Origin of the sequence: Amycolatopsis saalfeldensis, assembly GCF_900110575.1 — a bacterium.
Lineage (GTDB): Bacteria > Actinomycetota > Actinomycetes > Mycobacteriales > Pseudonocardiaceae > Amycolatopsis > Amycolatopsis saalfeldensis.
In genome coordinates, this window is sequence record NZ_FOEF01000007.1 from 125,360 (window position 1) to 145,360 (window position 20,001).

Annotated in this window: 12 protein-coding genes and 2 pseudogenes; 8 read left to right on the forward strand and 6 right to left on the reverse strand. The window is 72.6% G+C overall.

Annotated elements, in window-relative coordinates:
* Positions 1-141: 141 nt before the first annotated feature.
* A pseudogene (locus BMY97_RS18075) lies at positions 142-2,784 on the reverse strand (AfsR/SARP family transcriptional regulator); the annotation flags it as partial.
* Between the two features lie 102 nt (positions 2,785-2,886).
* Between BMY97_RS18075 and BMY97_RS18080 the strand changes: the two are divergent.
* The 3 genes and pseudogenes from BMY97_RS18080 to BMY97_RS18090 all read left to right on the forward strand — a co-directional run.
* Positions 2,887-4,221, forward strand: coding sequence for an outer membrane protein assembly factor BamB family protein (locus tag BMY97_RS18080; protein WP_143086221.1), 1,335 nt, complete (start codon positions 2,887-2,889; stop codon positions 4,219-4,221).
* Positions 4,222-4,254: 33 nt separating this feature from the next.
* On the forward strand, positions 4,255-4,788 hold the full coding sequence (locus BMY97_RS18085) for a DUF3558 family protein (RefSeq protein ID WP_091618040.1): 534 nt from the start codon (positions 4,255-4,257) through the stop codon (positions 4,786-4,788).
* A 21-nt stretch (positions 4,789-4,809) separates the two neighbouring features.
* A pseudogene (locus BMY97_RS18090) lies at positions 4,810-5,217 on the forward strand (helix-turn-helix domain-containing protein); the annotation flags it as partial.
* Between the two features lie 268 nt (positions 5,218-5,485).
* Here the strand turns inward: BMY97_RS18090 and BMY97_RS18095 are convergent.
* The 5 genes from BMY97_RS18095 to BMY97_RS18115 form a co-directional block, all read right to left on the reverse strand.
* Positions 5,486-6,664, reverse strand: coding sequence for an MFS transporter (locus tag BMY97_RS18095; protein WP_091618041.1), 1,179 nt, complete (start codon positions 6,662-6,664; stop codon positions 5,486-5,488).
* Positions 6,665-6,695: 31 nt separating this feature from the next.
* Positions 6,696-7,244 (reverse strand): Chromate resistance protein ChrB, encoded by a 549-nt coding sequence (locus BMY97_RS18100; RefSeq protein WP_091618042.1) that lies wholly within the window; start codon positions 7,242-7,244, stop codon positions 6,696-6,698.
* A gap of 164 nt (positions 7,245-7,408) precedes the next feature.
* The gene (locus BMY97_RS18105; protein WP_091618043.1) at positions 7,409-7,948 is read right to left on the reverse strand and encodes a hypothetical protein; all 540 of its coding nucleotides are present in this window, start codon (positions 7,946-7,948) and stop codon (positions 7,409-7,411) included.
* Positions 7,949-8,268: 320 nt separating this feature from the next.
* The gene (locus tag BMY97_RS18110) at positions 8,269-9,000 is read right to left on the reverse strand and encodes an SWIM zinc finger family protein (protein ID WP_091618044.1); all 732 of its coding nucleotides are present in this window, start codon (positions 8,998-9,000) and stop codon (positions 8,269-8,271) included.
* Positions 8,993-12,019, reverse strand: coding sequence for a DEAD/DEAH box helicase (locus BMY97_RS18115; RefSeq protein WP_091618045.1), 3,027 nt, complete (start codon positions 12,017-12,019; stop codon positions 8,993-8,995). Before BMY97_RS18115 ends, BMY97_RS18110 begins: the two co-directional genes overlap by 8 nt.
* A 100-nt stretch (positions 12,020-12,119) precedes the next feature.
* On the opposite strand from BMY97_RS18115, the gene BMY97_RS18120 reads away from it, so the two are divergent.
* The 5 genes from BMY97_RS18120 to BMY97_RS18140 all read left to right on the forward strand — a co-directional run bounded on the left by BMY97_RS18120 (position 12,120) and on the right by BMY97_RS18140 (position 19,976).
* The gene (locus tag BMY97_RS18120; protein WP_091618046.1) at positions 12,120-12,791 is read left to right on the forward strand and encodes a VOC family protein; all 672 of its coding nucleotides are present in this window, start codon (positions 12,120-12,122) and stop codon (positions 12,789-12,791) included.
* 534 nt (positions 12,792-13,325) lie between these two features.
* Positions 13,326-17,357 carry a Pls/PosA family non-ribosomal peptide synthetase gene (locus tag BMY97_RS18125; RefSeq protein ID WP_245787372.1) on the forward strand — a complete coding sequence of 1,344 codons (4,032 nt, stop codon included), beginning with the start codon at positions 13,326-13,328 and terminating at the stop codon, positions 17,355-17,357.
* On the forward strand, positions 17,354-18,022 hold the full coding sequence (locus tag BMY97_RS18130; protein ID WP_091618047.1) for a BPL-N domain-containing protein: 669 nt from the start codon (positions 17,354-17,356) through the stop codon (positions 18,020-18,022). Before BMY97_RS18125 ends, BMY97_RS18130 begins: the two co-directional genes overlap by 4 nt.
* Entirely contained in the window at positions 18,019-19,233 is a 1,215-nt protein-coding gene (locus BMY97_RS18135; protein ID WP_245787373.1) for a heparan-alpha-glucosaminide N-acetyltransferase domain-containing protein, read from the forward strand. The genes BMY97_RS18130 and BMY97_RS18135 overlap by 4 nt, the downstream gene beginning before the upstream one ends.
* The gene (locus BMY97_RS18140; protein WP_091618209.1) at positions 19,233-19,976 is read left to right on the forward strand and encodes a BPL-N domain-containing protein; all 744 of its coding nucleotides are present in this window, start codon (positions 19,233-19,235) and stop codon (positions 19,974-19,976) included. Before BMY97_RS18135 ends, BMY97_RS18140 begins: the two co-directional genes overlap by 1 nt.
* Positions 19,977-20,001: the final 25 nt, after the last annotated feature.

Here is a 20,001-nt window from a genome sequence, read left to right on the forward strand (position 1 = left end):
GAGGTAGGCCACTCCCCGGTCCAGGTGGGCGCGCCCGGCCGCCGGGTCGCCCATCGCCAGGTGGATGTCGCCCAGCAGCACCTCCGCACAGGCCAGGCCGTGGGCGTCCAGCGTCTGCCCGAGAGTTTCCTTGGCTTGCCGGGCATACGCGAGCGCTTCGGGAAGCTCGCCCGCTTCCAGCGCCACCCAGCCGAGGCAGCGGAGCGTGGCGCCTTCCCTTCGGTGGTCGCCCACGCTCCTGAGGGCTTCGCGGCTGGCCGTCAGCTGCTCGAGCGCCGCCGCGTGATTCCCCTCGTCCTGATGGACGATCCCGAGCTCGCGCCCGCTGGCCGCCTCCCACCGCACGTCGCCGAGGGCACGGTGCGCCGTGATGGCTTCGGTCAGGAACTCCTTCGCCTTCGCCCACTCGCCCCGGTAACGGTGCACCACGCCGTACTCCCGCAGGGTATAAGCCCGCCACCGCGGCGCGGCCAGGGAGTCCAGTCTGGACAGACAACCGGCGAACGACGCCGCCGCCTCGTCCCACCGCCCCAGCAACCGGTGCGACACCCCCACCGACAACAGCGTGACGACCTCCAGCAACGGGTCGCCCACGCTCGGCAGGATCGCCAGGCCGCTCCGGAAGGAGCGCTCCGCGGTCGCGAAGTCCCGCGTCTCCCTGGCCGCCAGCCCGAGCGCGAACAGGGCATAGGCGGTCCAATAAGGACTGTCCATTGCGGTCGCCGCGGCGTGGCTGAGCTCCGCCACCCGCTTGAGGTCGCTCCACTGGGCGCGCAGCTCCAGGAAGGCCGCCACGGTCGCCGAGAGCCGGCAGGTCGTCGCGTCCTCGCCGGCGGCCGCCGACAGTTCCACGGCGTGGATGATCGACGGGTACTCGTCGGCCAGCCAGGCCGGCGCGTTCCGCTCCACCTCGGCCACCAGCCGGGGCGCGTCCAGCATCAGCGGCGGCGGGGTGAACTGGTGCAGGCCGCCGAACTCCAGCCGGGCGTCCGCGCGTTTCCCCAGGTACAGGTAGGCGTCGGTGAGCCTCGACCAGGCCGCCGCGTGCTCCGCGGCCGCGAGCTTTTCCTTGGCGTAGAGCCGGATCAGGTCGTGGAAGTGGTACCTGGTCGGCGTGAACTCGCCGCGTCCGCACTCCAGGAGGTTGACGTCCACCAGGCCTTCCAGCAGGCGTTCCGTGGTGCGGAAGTCCTCCCCCAGCGCCGCGGACGCCGCCCAGGCCGCGAAACCGGTGTCCGGCATGGCCGCCAGCAGCCGGAAAGCGCGCTGCTGGGCGGGTTCCAGCCCGGTGTAGCTGAGCAGGAAGCCGGCCCGGACCTCCCGGTCGCCGCCGACGAGCTCGTCCAGGCGATCGCGTTCGTCCGCCAGCCGCGCGGCCAGGCCGGCGACCGTCCGGTGCGGGCGGGACCGCAGCTTCGCGCCCACGATCCGCAGGGCCAGTGGCAGGCCGCCGCAGAGCCGGACGATCTCGCGGGCGGACTCGTCCCCGGCCGGGACCCGGGGGTCCAGCTCGGTCAGCAGCGCGAGGGCGTCCGCCTCGGCCAGGCCGTCGAGGTCGATCAGGCCACGCAGGTCCAGCCCGGTGAGGCGGCGGCGGCTGGTGATCAGCACACCGCACGCCGGGCTCCCCGGGACCAGCGGGCGCAGCTGCTCCTCGCCGGCCGCGTTGTCCAGGACCACCAGCACGCGGCGGGTCGCGGTGCGGTCCCGGAACAGCCCGATCCGTTCCTCCAGGGACACCGGGAGGTCCGCGCCGGCGACCCCGAGGTCGCGCAGGAACCGCGCCAGGACCTCCGCGGGGTCGCGCGGCCGCGGGCCGGCCCCGTGCAGGTCGACGAACAGCTGCCCGTCCGGGAACCGCGCGGCCAGCCGGTGGGCCGCCCGGACCGCGAGCGCGGTCTTCCCCAGCCCGGGCTTGCCGGTGATCGCGACCACGGCCGGGGCCCGGCCGGCGGGATCGAACAGGCCGGCGAGGGTGTCCAGGTGGTCGTGGCGGCCGATGTAGTGGTCGACGTCCGGCGGCAGCTGGCGGGGTCCGCTGAACGGCATGAGCGACGGGTCGTCGCGCAGGATCCGCACCTGGAGCCGGCGCACCGAGGGCGCCGGCTCGATGCCCAGTTCCTCGTCGAGGTGCCGGTGGAGCCGCTGGTAGGCGGCCAGCGCTTCGGGCGTGCGGCCCAGGCGGTGCAGGGCGAGCATCACCTTGGCCACCAGCTGCTGGCGCAGGGGGTGCTCGGCGGCCGCTTCGGCGAGCTCGTGGATGATCTCGGTCTCGCGGCCGAGCCCCAGGTACGCCTCGAACCGGTCCTCCAGCGCGCCCAGCCGCGCCTCTTCCAGCGGCGCGGCCACCCGGAGCCGGACGTCCTCGGTGGCCACCGAGCTCAGCGCCGGTCCCTCCCACAGCGCCAGCGCCGCCTCCAGCAGCTCGATCCGGCGTTCACCGGTTTCGGCCCGGGCACGCGTGCACAGGTCGCGGAACCGGAACACGTCCACCCGCAGGGGGTCGACGTGCAGCGCATAGCCGGACCCTTCGCGCACGAGCGCGACGTCCTCGCTCCCGGCGAAGGTCGCGCGCAGGCGGCTGATCTGGGTGTGGATGACGGCCCGGGCGGTGTTCGGCGCCTCGCCTTCCGGCCAGGCCAGCTCGATCAGCCGGTCCGCCGGCACGTGCTTGTTGGCCTCCAGCAGCAGCACCGCGAGGACGAACCGCTGCTTGCGCACGCCGAGGGGGACGGGACGCCCGTCCAGGAACGCCCGCACCGGTCCGAGCACTGAGAAGTCCATAACCGAGCCGTACTTTACGCGAGTGTTAGAAAGCTGTTTGAGCCCTTTGCCTAGTGTCGTGCCGATCGCCCGGAGCAGCACTTTTGGGGAGAGAACACACAGATGCGGCGAGTACTGGCCACCATGGCCTGCCTGACAGCGGTGCTCACGGCCGGGGGCTGCGGCAGCGGACCGGCCCCGCAGTCAGCCCAGTCACCCCGATCCGGTGTGGCCGCCCCGTCCGGGGAACCCGCCGCCCCGGCGGCCACGACAGCCGACCCGCCCACCGCGTTCGACGCCGCCGCGGGTGTCGCCCTGCCCAGGACGGCCTTCAGCACCAACGTCGGGGGCAGCGTCACCGCGAGCTTTGTCACCCTGCGTGACCGCACGGCCTACATCGTCGCGCCGACCGGGCTGACCGCCGTGGACGTCCTCACCGGCAAGCAGCAGTGGGCCACGCCGATCGAGGGTGCGCCCGGCGACCCGGACAACCAGAGCGGCCCGTTCGTCAACACCACCGGGCCGCGGCCGCCGGTGGTCACCGACAAGCTCGCTGTCGCGGCGCTCCCGGTCGCGATCCCCGAACAGGGGACGACGCCGGGCTACATCGCGCTCACCGTGCTGGCCGCCGACGCCGCCACCGGCAAGAAGGCTTGGCAAACCGACGTCAAGGTGTCCACCGACGAGTACGCCGACGCCAGCAACGCGGTCACCAAGGTCGTCGGTGTCACCGACAAAGCCGTCATCGCCGGCTACGACAAGGACCAGGACCACATCACGGTCGGCCTGGATCCGGTGACCGGCAAGACATTGTGGACTCGCGCGAAGTACACCGGCGGCAGCGTCCACGGCGACATCCTGGCGGGCGTCGATTACGACAACGGGCTCGAGAGCAGCTCGTCGAGCCAGATCACCGCGCTCGACGCCGGGACCGGGCAGCAGAAATGGGTCGCCGCCAAGGGTTCCTACTCACTCGATGTCGTTTCGGCCGATCCCGCGCTGGTGGTGGTCGACCAGAAGGCCGAGGTCGAGCAGAACGTCCACGGCGGCACCTTCCTGGTGTTCCTCGACCCCGCCACCGGCGCCGAGAAGGCCAGGCTCGTCGGCGACTACGGCTCCGCGGTCTCCAGCTACGGTGACTGCTTCTACGACCAGCAGTCCGTGCTGGCCTGCTCCTCGTCCGGCGTGCTGACCGGCTACGACGCCGCCACCGCGCGGAAACTCTGGAGCCTGCCCGACCAGGCCGCCAACCGGGTCGCGCCCGGCGTTCTCGTCGCCTGGCACGGCGTCCTGTACGGCACCACCCAGGGCGGGCAGCCGATCGCGCTCGACGCCAAGACCGGGAAGGACCTGTCCACCGGGGTCGGCGTGGAGCCGTACTGGGTGAGCAAGTACGCGGCCATCGGCGTCTCCGAGGACGACAACCGGACCCCGATAGCCTATCCGGTCAAGAAGTAGCGCTTTCGTGCCGAAGATTCGAGGGAAAATTCCATGCGACGTGTGATGGTGACGGCTGTGGTCCTGGCCTGCGTGCTGGGACTCTCCGCCTGCGGCGGCGATCCGCCGGGCTCCGCTCGCCCGGCGACCGGTGGCAGCACGGCACCCGCGGGTGGGTCCGGCAGGACCGGCACGCCGTTCGCGGGCACCGACCCGTGCGCCCTGTTCAAGCCGGCCGACCTGCAGGAACTCGACCAGGACCCCGAGGCCACGCCGGAGCGCCGTACGGACCTGTACCCGGTGTGCGCGGGCAGCGACTACAGCATCGCGGTCATCGACGACAACCCAGAAGGCCGCGTGATGGACTTCGAGGGCTCCCTGGCCAAACCGGTGCCCGACATCGCCGGGCACCACGCGGTGACCACCATCATGCACGTCGGCAGCTCGACGAACTGCTCGGTGTCGATGGAGGTGACCGCCGACGAGTACGTGCGAGTCGGGATCACCACGCACGACAACGACTCCGCCAGGATGTGCGCCCTCGCCGTGCGCGCGGCCACGGTCGTCGCGAGCCGCATACCGGCCTGAAACGCAGCGGCGGCCGTCCGTGTCCAACGTCACCGGGCGGGGTGGCCGCGGGCGCATATCGCGTCCGCGATGGGGATCTCCCGCAAGTGTGTGAAGACCTGGCTGGACCGGTATGCCGCGGAGGGCGAGCCCGGACTGCGAGATCGATCCTCGCGCCCGCATTCCTCACCTCGACGGACCGCGGTGAGCTCGAACGCCGGATTGTGCACCCGCGCCAGCAAGACCACAGCGGTGCGCTATGAGCGGGACCGGCCAGGCGAGCTGGTCCGCATGGATGTCAAGAAGATCGGCCGGATTCCCGATGGCGGTGGCTGGCGCGCTCACGGCCGGGCCCGGCGCGAAGCCACTCGCGACCGCAGCGTCAGGGCCGGGTTCGACTACGTCCATTCCCTGGTCGACGACCGCTGGTCCCTGCGCGAGGTCTGCCCCCGCCACCGCATCCGCCAGCGCACTCGGCGGCCACCCACCCACCCACCCACCGACTGCCACCAACCTGATGGCCAAATACGTCCAGGGCTGTGTCTGGTAGTCGTGTGTGGTGGTCGGCCGAATGGCGTGACCTGCCTGAACGGGGATGCGCAGACGACGTCGAAGCTCACGCCTGGCCACCCGCTACGCCAGCCAGGCTGCCTACCACCAAACCGACCGCACCGTCACCGCGATCATCCTCCTGCTCCGATGACTTACCGGACAGCGCCTAGCCGTCCGGTCGCGGCGTGCGGGCTCCGGCGGTGGCCAGCCCGGCCGCCAGCAGCAGCGCGGCCAGGCCGAGGAATCCCGCGCTGAGCGTCGCTCCCACGGCGATCGCGCCGACCAGCAGGGGGCCGCCGGAATCGCCCAGCTCACGGCCGACCTCCGCCGCCCCCATGGTCTGGCCCAGCCGTTCCGGCGGGGTGCCGGCCGCGAGGTGGGCGAAACCGAGCGGGGTCACCAGTCCCACCCCGGCTCCTCCCACCACGGCCGCGGCCAGCAGCCCGGCCGCGCCGGGGACCAGCGCGGCCAGTGCCATCCCGGCGGCGGCCAGGACCAGCCCACCGGCCATGCCGGGACCGTCGGCGAGACGCCCGGCATCGCGGGCCCGCCCGGCCCACGGTTGCGCCAGCGCGGAACAGACGGCCAGCAGCGACACGGCCGCGCCGGTGGCCAGCGGACCGAGCCCGGCCGCCGCGCCCAGCACGGGCAGGAAGCCGACGCCGACCGCCAGCGCCGCGGTCGCCCCGGCCAGGGCGGCGGTGGGGCGCAGGAAACCGGGGCGGCTCAGGCGGCGGGCCAGATCGAGCACGGTCTGACGGGCGCGCGGCAGCGGCGGTGCCGCGGGCACGACCAGCAGCACCCACCCGGCGACGGCCAGCGCCAGCACCGCGAGCACGCCGAACAACAGCGAGAACCCGCCGAGGGTGATCAGGACGCCACCCAGCAGCGGGCCGAGGGTATAGCCGACGCTCTTCCACGCCCCGTAGCCGCCGAACGCCCGGCCCTGCCCTTTCGCCGGCGAGAACCGGGCCACGAGTGCCCCGGCCGCCGGGGAGAAGGCCGCCGCGGCGGCGCCTTGGGCGAACCGGGCCACCCCGACCGTCGCCGGGTCGCCGGCGACGACGAAGGCCGCCGAGGCGAGCGCGAACGCCAGCAGCCCGCCGAGCAGGACGGGGCGGGGGCCGACGCGGTCGGCCAGCGATCCGAAGACCGGCTTGAGGATCACTTCGGCGCCGTCGTAGACGGCCAGCAGCAGTCCCAGAGTGAGCAGGGAGGCGTGGTCGCCGCGGGTATAGGCGCCCAGGCTAGCGGCGATGCTGTGCGCGCCGAACGCCGTCACGAACCCGGCCGCGTACAACGGCCGCAGCGGCGAGGCCCGGAATCGGTGCGTGCCGATGTTCACTCGTTGTCCTCGGGTCGACGACCGGGCAGGGTCACATTTGGTGCAGGGCTTGAAAAACCTGCTCGGTGTAGTCGGCGAGCCGATCGGTGCAGTGCTTGAGCCGCTGCTCGGCCTCGGCCGCCGACGGCGCGCCGAAAACGTCCCGCGCCTTGAGATCACGATGCCAGCGCCGCAGCCGTTCCAGACTCTGCTCCTCCTCTTCGAGTTCGGCCATGGTGAACTTGCGGTTGCGGATCTCCTTCGCGATCTCGGCGTCGAACTTGCCGCAGTCGGCCAGGAACTCCGTCCATTCCTCTTCCCGGTCCGCCGTGAACAACCCCTCCAGCCGCGCGCCGTCGGACTCGGCGCGCCCGGCCGCGTCCATCACGATCACCTCGCCGGCACCGCGCTGCGCCAGCTCGATCGCCCGCGCGATCCCGGCGGCGAATCCGGGCACGTCGGGCACCGCCCAGGTGCCCTGCCCCAGCGACAGCGCCCCGATCCGGCGCAGCTCCCGCCACACCGCCACCCGATGCCGCGACGGCTCGGCCGGCACCCGCACCACCAGCACCAGCCATCGCGCCGTCTTGTCGCTAGTCACACCCGGCAATGTAGCATCAGTTACAAAGGGCGGAGTGCCCAGCGTGCCATCTCGGGGGCGAACGGGTGCGCCGTCGTCGCGTCCGACGCTTCACCCGGCGCGGCCGCGACCCGCCGCCGCGATCGTCCACATCGGACGCCGGCGGCAGCGGGCCGCGCCTGGGGTCAGCCGATGCCGAGCACGGACTCGGCGGTGGTCCAGTCGGTCAGCATCGCGTGCTGGGCCGCGGTCAGGTTCGCCTGGCCGGCGCAGACCGCCTTCTTCACCGCGTTCTCGACCGAGTCCTTGCTGTAGGAGTTCTTGGTCCCGCTGTGCGGCTCCGGCCACAGGTTCTTCGGGTCGCGGGGCGAGCCGCCCAGCTCGAGCGGCAGGAAGTGGTCCTCCTCGTAGTCGGCGAGGCTGGTGTCGCTGTAGCCGTAGTCGGCGATCCCCTGCACCTTCAGGGGGTTGGTGTACGACGTCGGCGGCCGGATCGTGGAGGTCCAGCCGGACACGCAGATCGTCGAGCCGATCGTGGACTGGGTGACGTCCGGGTTGGTCACGCCCGGCGTGCAGGCGGGATCGGGCAGCGGCAGATAGGACTGCGAGCAGGACGCCGCCGGGGCGGCCGCCGCGGGAGTGGCGTGCGCAACGGGACCGGTCAGGACTGCGGCGGCGACGAGAACCGCGGCGGGCACGGTGGCGCGCAGCAGGGCGATCGACATCGGAAACTCCTTCCGAGCCGGGCGATTCCGGACACGACGGACCGGCGCCGGGCTCGACAGCGGGGACGGGCGAGCGAATGCGGACCACGTCCGCATCCGGGGCGCGCAAAGGATCAGCCCCCACCACGAAAGATCACCACCTACCAGCGTAGGTTTCCGTTAAGAATTAACCGATGGTTAATCTTTTATGGTGACGAACCCGCTGAATCGGTCATTCCGTGGGCAAAAGCGGGAAAGCACCCATTAATTGCTCGATGCCGAAACAATCAGAAAAAGGACACAGGCCGCCATCTCAGCCTGATCGCCGCAATTCGCCGACGCTAAAGGTCGAGGTCCCCGGCGAGGGCCCGATACACCGGCCGGAGCAGTTCGACGACCTCGTCGCCGCCCGCCGTGATCGCGAAGGGCGGGGCCTGGTTCAAGAGCGCGTCCGACGGAGTCCGAGGGCCGTGCAACGGTGCCGCGCCGTTCAGGCCCGGGGCCGGACCGGAGTCGAAGTAGGCGTCCATGACCTCGGTCAGGGCCGGGGACCGGTCGTCGGGATCGAGCGGTCCGGCGGAAATCAGCCGGTTCTTCAGTTCCTCGAGCAGTGTTTCGCGGTCACGGCCGCGCAGGGCGAGGATGGTGAACGGATCGTCGCCGACCCGCGCCGCCAGCGCGGAGAACACGGCGTTCAGGTGCCCGCACGGCACCTCGGCGGCCGGGCAGGTGCAGTCCAGTGACACTTCCCGAGCCGAGGACGGGAACAAGGGCAGCCGGACCGCTTTGAAGATCTGTTCGACGTCGCGGGGCAGCTCGCCGCTCAGCAGCAGGACCGTGGCCGACGCTTTCGCCGCGAGGGCATGGGTGATCGCCGCCCAGTCCGCTTTCCCGAACGCCGTCAGCCCGATCCGCACCTGGTAGGGGCGCCCGTCGTGCACCTCGGCGTCGACGCGCCCGGCGCCGGCCGCCAAGGACACGACGCGCCCCTGGCCGGGCGCGGGCAGGAGGATGCCGATCGCCGTCAGCGCGCGGAGGAACCGGCTCGGCCACCACGGGAGCGGCTCAGTCATCGACGGCCTCCTCCCCCAGGGTGAGCACCCCGCGCAGCGCTTCCGCGGACAATTCGGTGAGCGGGCTTTCGCCCTCGCCGACGACCATTCCCGCGAGCGCGCGTTTCCTGGTGATCAGGGTGTCGATGCGTTCCTCGATCGTGCCCGGGCAGACGAACTTCCGGACCTGGACATTGCGCCCCTGCCCGATCCGGAACGCCCGGTCGGTGGCCTGGTTCTCCACCGCCGGGTTCCACCAGCGGTCCAGGTGCAGGACCTGGCTGGCGGCGGTCAGCGTCAGCCCGGAGCCGCCCGCTTTGAGCGAGAGCAAGAGAATCCGCGGCCCGTCGCCGGACTGGAAGCGTGCCACGATCGCGTCCCGCGCCCCTTTTGCCAAGCCCCCGTGCAGAAACGCGACTTCGGCGCCGAGCCGGTCCGACAGATGGGGCACGAGCAGATGGCCGAATTCGGTGTACTGCGTGAAACACAGCACCCGATCGCCCGACGCCAGGATTTCCGCCAGGATCTCTTCGAGGCGGCTGACTTTGCCGGAGCGGCGCCCGATCGGGGAGCCGTCGTGCAGCAGGTGCGCGGGGTGGTTGCAGACCTGCTTGAGTTTCGTGATCGCGGCCAGGATGTTGCCGCGGCGCTTGATGCCGTGGCTGCTCTCGATCTTCTTCATCATCTCGTCGACGATCGCGCAGTACAGGGTGCCCTGTTCGCGCGTGAGCCGGTATTCCTGCCGGATTTCGATCTTCTCCGGCAGCTCGGGAACGATCGCGGGGTCCGTTTTCACCCGGCGCAGCAGGTACGGCTGCGTGAGCCGGCGCAGGGCGGCGGCCGTGGCGGTGTCGCCGCTGCGCTCGATCGGGGCCGCGAACCGCTGCCGGAACTCGAACCGGCTGCCGAGCAGCCCGGGGTTGAGCAGGTCCAGCACCGACCACAGGTCGCCCAGCCGGTTTTCCACCGGAGTGCCGGTCAGCGCGAGCCGGTGCCCGGCGGTGAACCGCCGCACCGCCTTGGCCGTCGCGGTGTCGGCGTTCTTGATGGCGTGCGCCTCGTCGAGCACCAGGCGTCGCCAGGCGAACGCCTCGAGCTCGCCGGCGTCACGGGCGGCGGTGGCGTAGGTCGTGACGACGAGGTCGGCCGCGGCGACCAGCCCGGCGAGCGCGTCCCCGTGCGCGCGGGCGCTGCCGTGGTGGGCGTGGACCCGGAGGCCGGGGGCGAAGTTCGCCGCCTCCCGCTGCCACATGCCGACCAGCGACATCGGGCACAGCACCAGCGTCGGCCGCTGATCGGCGCCGGCCCGCTCGACGGCCTCGAGCGCCAGCGTCTGGACCGTCTTGCCGAGTCCCATGTCGTCGGCCAGGCACGCACCGAGTCCCAGCGCCGACATGAAAGCCAGCCAGGCGACACCCTTCTGCTGGTAAGGGCGCAGCGTGGCCCGGAACGAAGGCGGCAGCGCGACCGGCGGCACCGCCTGGTGGACCCGCTCGGCCAGGACGTCCCCGACCCAGCCGTCGGCGCTGACGTCGGTGACCGGGAGCGGCGCCTGCTCCGGCGCGTGCCGGACGAGCTCGAGCAGGTCGGCCGCGGTGGGACGGCGGGGGTGCCGGTCCGGGTCGCGGCGCAGGAACTCGAGACCCGCGCGGAGCCGCTCGGCGTCGACGCTGATCCACCTGCCCCGCAGCCGCACCAGCGGCGTCTTCGCCGCGACCAGCCGGGCCAGCTCCTCCTCGCCGATTTCGTCGTCGCCCACGGCGATCGACCAGCGGAACCCGGCCAGCTCGTCGCGGCCCACCCGGCTGCGGGCGACGACCTGCTCCGACGGCGTGCTGCGGACCGACAGCCGCAGCCCGAGCCGGCGCCGGCCGTCCCAGGTGGCCGGAAGCTGCACCTCGAACCCGGCCTCGATCAGCCGGTTCGCGCCCGTGGTGAGGAACTGTTCGGCTTCCTCGACGGTCAGGTCGTGCTCGGACGGCTGAGTCCGGCGCAAGGCCGGCGCCAGCATCGGCTCCAGCAGCGCGGCCCGGCCCAGTTCGGCGACGAGCAGCCCCTTCGGCGCCCGGAGCAGCCCGTCCGCGCGGCCCGACCAGATCTGCTCCGCCGGCAGCAGCAAGCTCGGGTCCGCCGCCGCCCGCAGGAGGAATTGCAGCTGCCACTTGGTGCCGTCGCCGGTCTGGTCGTCGGGATCGTCGGTGTCCGCTGGGCGCAGCGTGCCGACTTCGGCCAGGCGGAAACAGGCCCGGCCGTCGACGATGTCGGTATCGGCGACCTCGTCCCACTTCGCGACGGCGTCGGCCACCACACCGAGCTCCCCCAGCGGCAGCTCGACGCGGGCCGCGCCGCCCTGCAACGCGGCCAGCCACACCCCGGCCGCGCCCCGGCCCCGGCGCAGGTCGACGGGAGGATCCGCCCGCGCCAGGCGGTCCCGGACCGCCGCGTCGACCAGCGCGTGGAGCGCATCGGTGACGAGCGCGCGCGGTGAAGCCCCGGTGAGCGGCGCGATCTGCTCGGCCCGCCCGACCGGCGGCATGGCCGCGACCAGCGCGTCGAACGCGACGAAATCCACGCCCTGCAGCACCGGGCGCCACCGGGCCTCCGCCGCGTCGCCCCGGCGGACGAGCGTGGGCAGCACCCGCCCGCGCCGCACCAGATCCGCGGCCAGGCGGGCCACCGCCCTCAGGTAGGTGACGGAAGCTCCGTACGAAGCGGAATCGTCGGGATCGTCCAGCTCGGTCGCGTCCACGATCAACGCCGGCACCGACCACGGCCGCAGCGAGGGCGCCGAGCCACGCCGCTTGCCGCTCGCCGCCGCCTCGGAAGAGGCGAGCGGCCGGCTGGCCCGCGACGGCAGCAGCAGGGTCACCGACGTGGGCTTGCCGGGATGCAGAGCGGTCAGGTTCGCGCTGGAGACCGCGAACGGATGCGGCAGCGCGATCTGCGCCGAACGGCTCGACGTGCCGGCCGGGCCCCGGTCGTGCTCCGCCCAGAGCAGCAGGCCCCGGCCCGGAGACCACACCGCGTGCACCAAGGGCAAGGTCTGGAGCTCCTTCGTCCGAGGCGGTATCCGCCCGAGCGTACGGCACCGCGGTGCCCGGTCCGGCCGCCGCCGAACTGGATCACGATAGGCTCCGCGCATGTTCCATCTGGATCATCTCTGCCTCGGCGTCCGGGACTTGGCCGAGGGGGTCCGCAGGGTCCACGAGGAGACCGGGCTCGCCTACTACGACGGCGGCGTCTTCGCCGGGGGCATCGCGAACACGATCTTCCCGCTCGGCGAGGACGTCTACCTGGAGGTCGAGGCCGCGACGGGTCCCATCGCGGAGCGGGCCCCGGCGGCCCAGTGGTTCGACGGCGTCGTCGCGGGCGGCGATCGGTGGATGTTCTGGAGCCTGCGCGCCGACACGCTCGAGGAGATGGCCGCGGTCGCGCAGCGGCTCGGCGGCGAGGTGGCACGGCGCCCGGGGCGCGTCCAGCCCGACGGCACCCAGCGCGTCATCACCACCGCGCCCGGCCCCGACCGCGGGCTCGACACCTGCTGGCGCCGCGGGCTGCCGAACTGGTTCCACCGGGCGGACCCGGCCACCAACCCGGACCGCGGCGCGACCGGGCACGGTGACCGCGGAGTGGCCGTGACCCGGCTGGAGATCGCCGCCGACGCCGCGGAACTGCGGGCGCACATCGGTGCCGAGACCGTCGACCGGCTGCCGCTGGAGCTCGTGGCCGGCCGGCCGGGCGTGCACGCGGTCACGGTGCGCACCGCGTCCGGGCGCGAGGTCACGCTGCGCCGGGACCCGGCCGACCTGTAGCGGGCGCGCAGCCCAGGCCGGTCCTTCCCGCGCCCGCCCGATCCATCCACAGTGGACGGCCGCCGGGCGCGGGAGCGCGCCGCCCGCATTCAGCGGGCCGCAGTGATCTTCCCCACCGCCCTCTCGAGCCGGCCTGCACCAGCGGCTCGACCGGCCGATCACTCCCCGCACCCACAGCCGGCACACAGACTTCCTCGGCACGACCACAGCAAATCGCGCATACCTGCTTTAACGCGGTTTTCCGAACCCTCCCACGCCCGTTTTCCGGGAAACAGAAGCCGACCCTCAGGCTAACCACCGGCGAAATCGTCACCTAACGCGATCGGATTCGCGGAGGCGACCGGGGCGTCGAATCGGTGACAACCACGCGTAACGGATGATCTCACCCGTTCGAGCGCCGTTGGCGGTGATCCGGGTGGTCCCTATGCTCACGCCGACGACTTTCCGAGATTTTTCCCGGCGTGTAACACCGACGAATGAATTCTCGATGGGGACTGTCGTCGACCGAACTTCACCGACGAGGGGCATCGTTTCGTGTATCAGGGAATCGCCGGGATCGGGCTGGACCCGAATTCGGAACTCGAACCACCGGCGCTGGTCCCCGATATTTCCGGTATTCCCGATTTCTCCGGGGGCTCGCCCCGAAGAAGACTCCATCACGTCTTCGAGGCCACCGCGGACCGGGTTCCGGAATCGATCGCGGTGGAGTGCGAAGGCGCCACCCTGACCTACGCCGAACTGGACGCCCGCGCGAACCGGCTCGCGCAGCACCTCCGCGGGCGGCTCGGCACCGGCGCCCGGATCGCGATCCTCGTGCAGCGCTCGCTCGACACGTACGTTTCGCTGCTCGCCGCCGGGAAGGCCGGCGGCACCTTCGTGCCGATCGACCCGGCCTCGCCGCCGGACCGGATCGCCTACATCACCGAGGACGCCGGCGCCGACCTGCTGCTGACCACCGCCGATCTGGCCGCCGATGCGGTGCGGGCGGCCGAAGTCGGCTGCGCGGTGCTGGAACTGGACACCGCGGCCGCCGCCATCGCCTCGGCGCCGCCCCAGCGGCCGGCCGGCGACGAAGCCGAAGACCCGGTCGCCTACGTCATCTACACCTCCGGTTCCAGCGGCCGGCCCAAGGGCGTCGAGGTCGGGCAGTCCAGCATCACCAATTTCCTCGACGTCGTCCCGGGGATCTACGACGTGCGCGAGACCGACCGCGTCTACCAGGGCATGACGATCTCCTTCGACTTCTCCATCGAGGAGATCTGGCCGACCTGGTCGGTCGGCGCCACCCTGGTGGCCGGCCCGAACGACTCCCGCCGGCTGGGCGGCGAGCTGGCCGACTTCCTCGAGCAGGCCCGGGTCACGATGCTCTACTGCGTGCCGACGCTGCTCGCCACGATCCCGCGCGAACTCCCGCTCCTGCGCGGGATACTGGTCGGCGGCGAGGCGTGCCCGGGCCAGCTGGTCGACCGCTGGAGCCGCCCCGGCCGGCGGATCCTCAACACCTACGGCCCCACCGAGGCCACCGTCACCGCGACTTGGTGCGAGCTGCTGCCCGGCCGGCCGGTGACGATCGGGAAGCCGCTGCCGACTTACACGGTCGTGCTGCTGGACGAGGACCGCCACCCGGTGCCCGACGGGGAAGTCGGCGAGATCTGCCTCGGCGGCCCCGGCGTCGCACGCGGCTACGCCGGCCGGCCGGAGCTGACCGCGGACCGGTTCGTCAAGCACCCGCTCGCCCCCGCCGGCGGGCGGCTGTACCGGACCGGCGACCTGGGCCGCTGGACGGCCGGCGGGGAGATCGAGTACCTCGGCCGCGCCGACGCGGAGGTGAAGATCCGCGGCCACCGCGTCGATCTCGGCGAGATCGAGAGCGTCCTGATGGAGGACCCGGAGATCACCGAGGCGGTCGCCGCGATGAAGCCGGTGGCCGAGGGCGGTGAACCGGAGCTGGTCGCGTATGTCGTGTGCGGCAACGGAAACCGGGGCGAGGACCTGGTCCGGCGGCTGCACGCGGCGGCGCGTGACCGGCTGCCCGGTTACATGGTCCCCGGGTACCTCGACTTCCTCGGCTCGCTTCCGACCATGCCCAGCGGCAAGGTGGACCGCACGCGGCTCCCGGCGCCGACCGGGCAGCGCCTGGCGCTCACCAGCGGCCCGGTCGTGCCGCCCGCGAACGAACTCGAAACGCAGGTGCGCGCGGTCTGGGCCCAGGTGTTCGGCATCGAAGAGGACAGCCTGTCGGTGGAGGCGGACTTCTTCGCCGAACTCAACGGGCACTCCCTGCTGGCGGCCCGGGTCGTCTCGGCACTGCGGCAGCAGCCCGCCGGGGCGAACACCGCCGTGCGAGACCTCTACTCGAACCCGACGGTCCGCGGGATGGCCGCGCTGCTCGCGGACACCGGGCGCGCCGGCGCCGAAGTGCCCGATCGCCCGGCCGCGATCCGCCACCGCAGCCGCCGGATCGCCGGCGCCGGGGCGCTCCAGCTCGTCGCGATCTACCTGCTGCTGCTGGTGATCACCCTGCCGGTGTCCTATGTGTACACCCAGAACGACGGCGACGTGTCGGTGTCGGTGCTGGTGCAGCTCCTGATCGCGATCCTGGTCAGCTACCTGGGCGTGCGCTGGCTGGTGCCGCTGCTGCTGGCCCGGCCGCTGGCCGCCGGGATCCGGCCGGGCCGGTACCGGCTGTGGGGGCCGACCTACCTGCGGCTGTGGCTGCTGGACCTGATCCTCGCGATCGGGCCGATGCCGGTGGTCAGCGGCTCCCCGCTGATGCCGGCGTACCTGCGGCTGCTCGGCGCCCGCGTCGGCGGCCGCAGCACGATCGCGACCAGCTCGATCACCCTGCCGCCGCTGGTGCGCATCGGCCGGAACGCCTCGATCGGCTACGGCGTGGTCCTGCGGCCGTGGCGGGTCGCCGACGGCTGGGTGACCGTCGCGCCGATCACCGTGGGGGACAACGCTTTCATCGGGGCGAACGCGGTCCTCGAACCCGGGACGACGCTGGCGGCGGGATCCGCGCTCGGCGAGCAGTCCGTGCTCGGCGAGGGCGGCACCATCCACGCCGGGCAACGCTGGAGCGGTTGTCCCGCCGCGCCGGCGGCGGAGCTCGAACAGGCCGCGGAAACCATGCTGGCCGCCGAAAGCCGGCTGCGCGGCTGGCGTGTCGACCACTACTTCGCCGCGTTCACCGGGCTGCTCGGCCTGGAGGTCGGCGCGATCGCGATGATCATCCCCGGCGTCGCGCTGGTCTGGTGGGCGTTGCTGAGCTACGGCGTCCTCGCCGGGATCGTCGCCACGCTCGCCGCGGGGCCGGTCTTCGTGGTCACCGTGTGCGTGGTCGTCGCGGCCGGGAAGCGGCTGGTGCTCCCCCGCGTCCCGGTCGGGATCCATCCGGCGCGGAGCTGGCTGGGCGTGCGCAAGTGGGTCTCCGACAAGTTGCTGGAGTTCAGCCTGCAATTCACGAACTCTTTGTACGCCACGCTTTACACGACGCCCTGGCTGCGCCTGCTCGGCGCCCGCATCGGCCGTCGCGCCGAGGTCTCGACGGCCGCGCACCTCGACCCGGACCTGCTGACGCTGGGCGAGGAGAGCTTCGTCGCGGACATGGCCAGCGTCGGCTGCGCGACGTTCGCCAACGGGCGGATGGCGTTCCTGCCGACCGTGGTGGGCAGCCGGGCGTTCATCGGCAACGCCGCGTTCGTCCCGGCCGGTTCCCGGCTCGGTGACGGCTCCCTCGTCGGCGTCAGCACGGTCCCGCCGCACGACGGGGTGCCGGACGGCACGTCGTGGCTCGGCTCCCCGGCCATGCACCTGCCGCAGCGCCAGGACAGCGGTTCGTTCCCGGAGGAGCAGACGTTCCGGCCGCCGCGCCGGGTCGTGGCGCACCGGCTGGCGATCGAATTCTGCCGCGCCACCCTGCCGGCCGCGCTGCTCGGCGTGAGCTTCTACCTCTACCTGCTCACGCTGTCCGGGCTCGCGGGGGGCAACGACCTGCCCATCCCGGCGTTCGTCTCGCCGGTCGTCGCGATCGCCGCGAGCCTCGCGGTGATCGGGTTCTGCGCGGCCACGAAACGGAATCTCATCGGCAGCTACCGACCGCGGGTGGAGCCGTTGTGGAGCAGGTTCGTGCGCCGCGCCGAGCTCGTCACCGGGCTCTACGAGGCCGCCGCGGTGCCCGCCGGGATGGAGATGCTCGTCGGCACGCCGTTCCTGCCGCCGCTGCTGCGCTGGTTCGGGGTGTCGGTGGGGCGCCGGACCTGGATCGGCACCACCTACCTGACCGAGTTCGACCTGGTCCGGATCGGCGACGACGCCTGTGTCGGCACCGAGTCCTCCCTGCAGACCCACCTCTTCGAGGACCGCGTGATGAAGATGTCCCACGTGCGGGTGGAGCCCGGCGCGACGGTCGGCACGCGCGCGATCGTGCTGTACGACGCTGTGGTCGGCGAGGAGGTGTCGCTGGGTTCGCTGTCGCTGCTGATGAAGGGCGAGCACCTCCCGCCCGGCACCCGCTGGCACGGCATTCCCGCGCAGGGCCTGAGCACGGCGGGAGCCGTCTCGTGAACCGGCCGCTCGCGCTCGTCTACCGCGGCCCGGCCACGATCGAAGGCTGCCCGGAGGCCGTCGCCGAATTCCTCGGGGAAAGCCCGTGGGACTTCGACGTCCGCTACGTCGGGCCGCGTGAACGGATCCCGTTAGGACAGTCTGCTTTGGACTCCGCGACGCTGTACGCGCAACCGGGCGGCGGGACGTTGAGGAAGGCGTTCAAGCACCTGCGCAAGCACGCCGACGAGGTGCGCTCCTTCGTCCGGGACGGCGGGCGGTACCTCGGGTTCTGCCTGGGCGGCTACCTCGCCGGCGCGACGCCCGGATTCGACCTGCTGCCCGGGGACACCGACCAGTACATCGGCTCCGCGGGCGCCGAGCTGGACACCGACGGCAACGCGCTGGTCGACGTCCGCTGGCGCGGCCGGCGCCGGACGCTGTTCTTCCAGGACGGCCCGTACTTCTGGCTGCGCGAGGGCGCCGAGGCGGATGTCGTCGCGACCTACCGCAACGGCCTCATCGCCGCGCTGGCCGTGCCGTTCGGCGCCGGCCGCGTCGGCGTCGCGGGCCCGCATCCGGAGGCCACCGAGGACTGGTTCACCGACGCCGGCCTGGCCGTGCCCGCGCCCGGGCAGGCCGCCGCGCACGAGCTGGTCGACGCCGTGATGGCGGGCGGGCGGTGAAGGCCCGGCTCGCCGGGGTCGACGCCACCCGCGGGGTCGCGCTGCTCGGCATGATGGCGGTGCATTCGCTGTACGAGTCCGACGCCCAGGGCCACCCGACCTGGTCGTTCGCCGTCTTCGGCGGCCGCGCGGCGGCGACGTTCGCGGTGCTGGCCGGGGTCGGCATCGCGTTCATGACCGGCCGCCGGCGGGTGCGCGCCGCCGACGGGATGCCGACCGTCGCCGCGCTGGCCGCCCGCGCGCTGGCGGTCCTCGCGATCGGGCTCGCGCTGGGCTACACCGACGCCTCGCTCGGGGCGGTGATCCTGCCGTACTACGCGGTGATGTTCCTGCTGTCGATCCCGGTGGTGTTCCTGCCGACCTGGGCGGTCGCGGTGACCGGCGCCGCCGTCGCCGTCGGGGTGCCGGTGCTCAGCCACTTCGCGCTCGCGCGGCTGCCGGAGGCCACGCTGCTGAACCCGACGCTGGGCTATCTGCTGCACCATCCGGTGGACCTGCTCTCGGAGCTGTCGATCACCGGCGAATACCCCGCGCTGCCCTGGATGGCCTACCTGTGCGCCGGCATCTGCCTCGGCCGGCTGACCCTGTCCCGGGTCAAGGTCGCGGTCTGGCTGCTGGCCGGCGGGACCGCGCTCGCGGTCGTCTCGGCGACCGTGTCCTGGTTGCTGCTCAACCATTACGGCGGGCTCACGCAGATTCTGGCGACCATCCCGCAGAGCACCCTGACCGGGCCGGAGACCCAGGAGATGCTGAACCTCGGCGGCGACGGCACCGTCCCCACGGTCACCTGGTGGTGGCTGGCCGTCGACGCGCCGCACACCAGCACCACCCCGGACCTGCTGGGCACCATCGGCGCCGCCGTCGCGCTGCTCGGGCTGATGCTGCTGGCCGGGCACGTCACCGTGAAGCGGCCCCGGCGGATCATCGCCGCCGTCCAGAAGCCCCTGGCCGCGGCGGGCGGAATGACGCTCACGCTCTACACCGCGCACATCATGTTCCTCAATTCCGACTACGACATCTACAGCGCGGGCACCGGGTACGTGCTGCAGGTCGTCGCGGTGCTGCTGATCGGCCTGGGCTGGCGGGCCACCGCCGGCCGCGGGCCGCTCGAAGCGCTGGTCGCCACCCTGTCGTCGCGGGCGCGGCGGTGGGCCGAAACCGGGTGGCGGCCGCCGCGGCTGCGGCGTGCGCCGGCCGGGGAGGGAGTCTGATGGACCGGAGGCGGTTCCTCCTCGGCGCCGGGATCCTGACCGGCGCGGCCGGCCTGACCGCGGTCGGGATCACGGTGTTCGAGCCCGATTCGCGGCCGCTCGCGCTGGTCTACCGGGGGCCGGCGTCGACCGAAGGCTGTCCCGAAGCGGTCGCCGCCCTGCTCGGTTCGCAGTACCGCGTCGCCTACACCGGCCCCGACGAGGAATACCCGCTCACCGCGGAATCCTTGGCCAAGGCCGCCCTCTACGCGCAACCGGGCGGCGGCAGCCTCGACCCGGCGTGGCGGAAGATGCGCGACCACGCCGACGACATCCGCGCGTACGTCCGCGGCGGCGGGAACTACCTCGGGTTCTGCCTGGGCGGCTACCTCGCCGGCGCGACGCCCGGCTTCGGCCTCCTTCCCGGCGACACCGACCAGTACGTCGGCTCGCAAGGCGCGCACCTGCGCTCGACCGGTGACACCGTCCTGACGGTGACCTGGCGCGGCGTCCGCCAGGAGCTGTACTTCCAGGACGGCCCGGTGTTCAAGCTGAACGCCGGCGCCCCGGCGGCCATCCTCGCGACCTACCCGACCGGCGCCGTCGCCGCCGCGGTCACCCCGTACGGCAAGGGCAAGGTCGGCGTGGTCGGCCCCCACCCGGAAGCCGACCAGACGTGGTTCCGCGACGCCCACCTCGACAGCACCGGCGCCCTGCACCCGGAACTGGGCCACGACCTAATCGCCACCACCGTCGCCCGCTGAGCCGACGCGCCATCACGCCGGAGCC

Coding starts and splice junctions, on each gene's coding strand:
- BMY97_RS18080 (WP_143086221.1), top strand. CDS start 2,887: ATGCGGCGAGTACTGGCCACCATGGCCTGCCTGACAGCGGTGCTCACG.
- BMY97_RS18085 (WP_091618040.1), top strand. CDS start 4,255: ATGCGACGTGTGATGGTGACGGCTGTGGTCCTGGCCTGCGTGCTGGGA.
- BMY97_RS18105 (WP_091618043.1), bottom strand. CDS start 7,948: ATGTCGATCGCCCTGCTGCGCGCCACCGTGCCCGCCGCGGTTCTCGTC.
- BMY97_RS18110 (WP_091618044.1), bottom strand. CDS start 9,000: ATGACTGAGCCGCTCCCGTGGTGGCCGAGCCGGTTCCTCCGCGCGCTG.
- BMY97_RS18120 (WP_091618046.1), top strand. CDS start 12,120: ATGTTCCATCTGGATCATCTCTGCCTCGGCGTCCGGGACTTGGCCGAG.
- BMY97_RS18140 (WP_091618209.1), top strand. CDS start 19,233: ATGGACCGGAGGCGGTTCCTCCTCGGCGCCGGGATCCTGACCGGCGCG.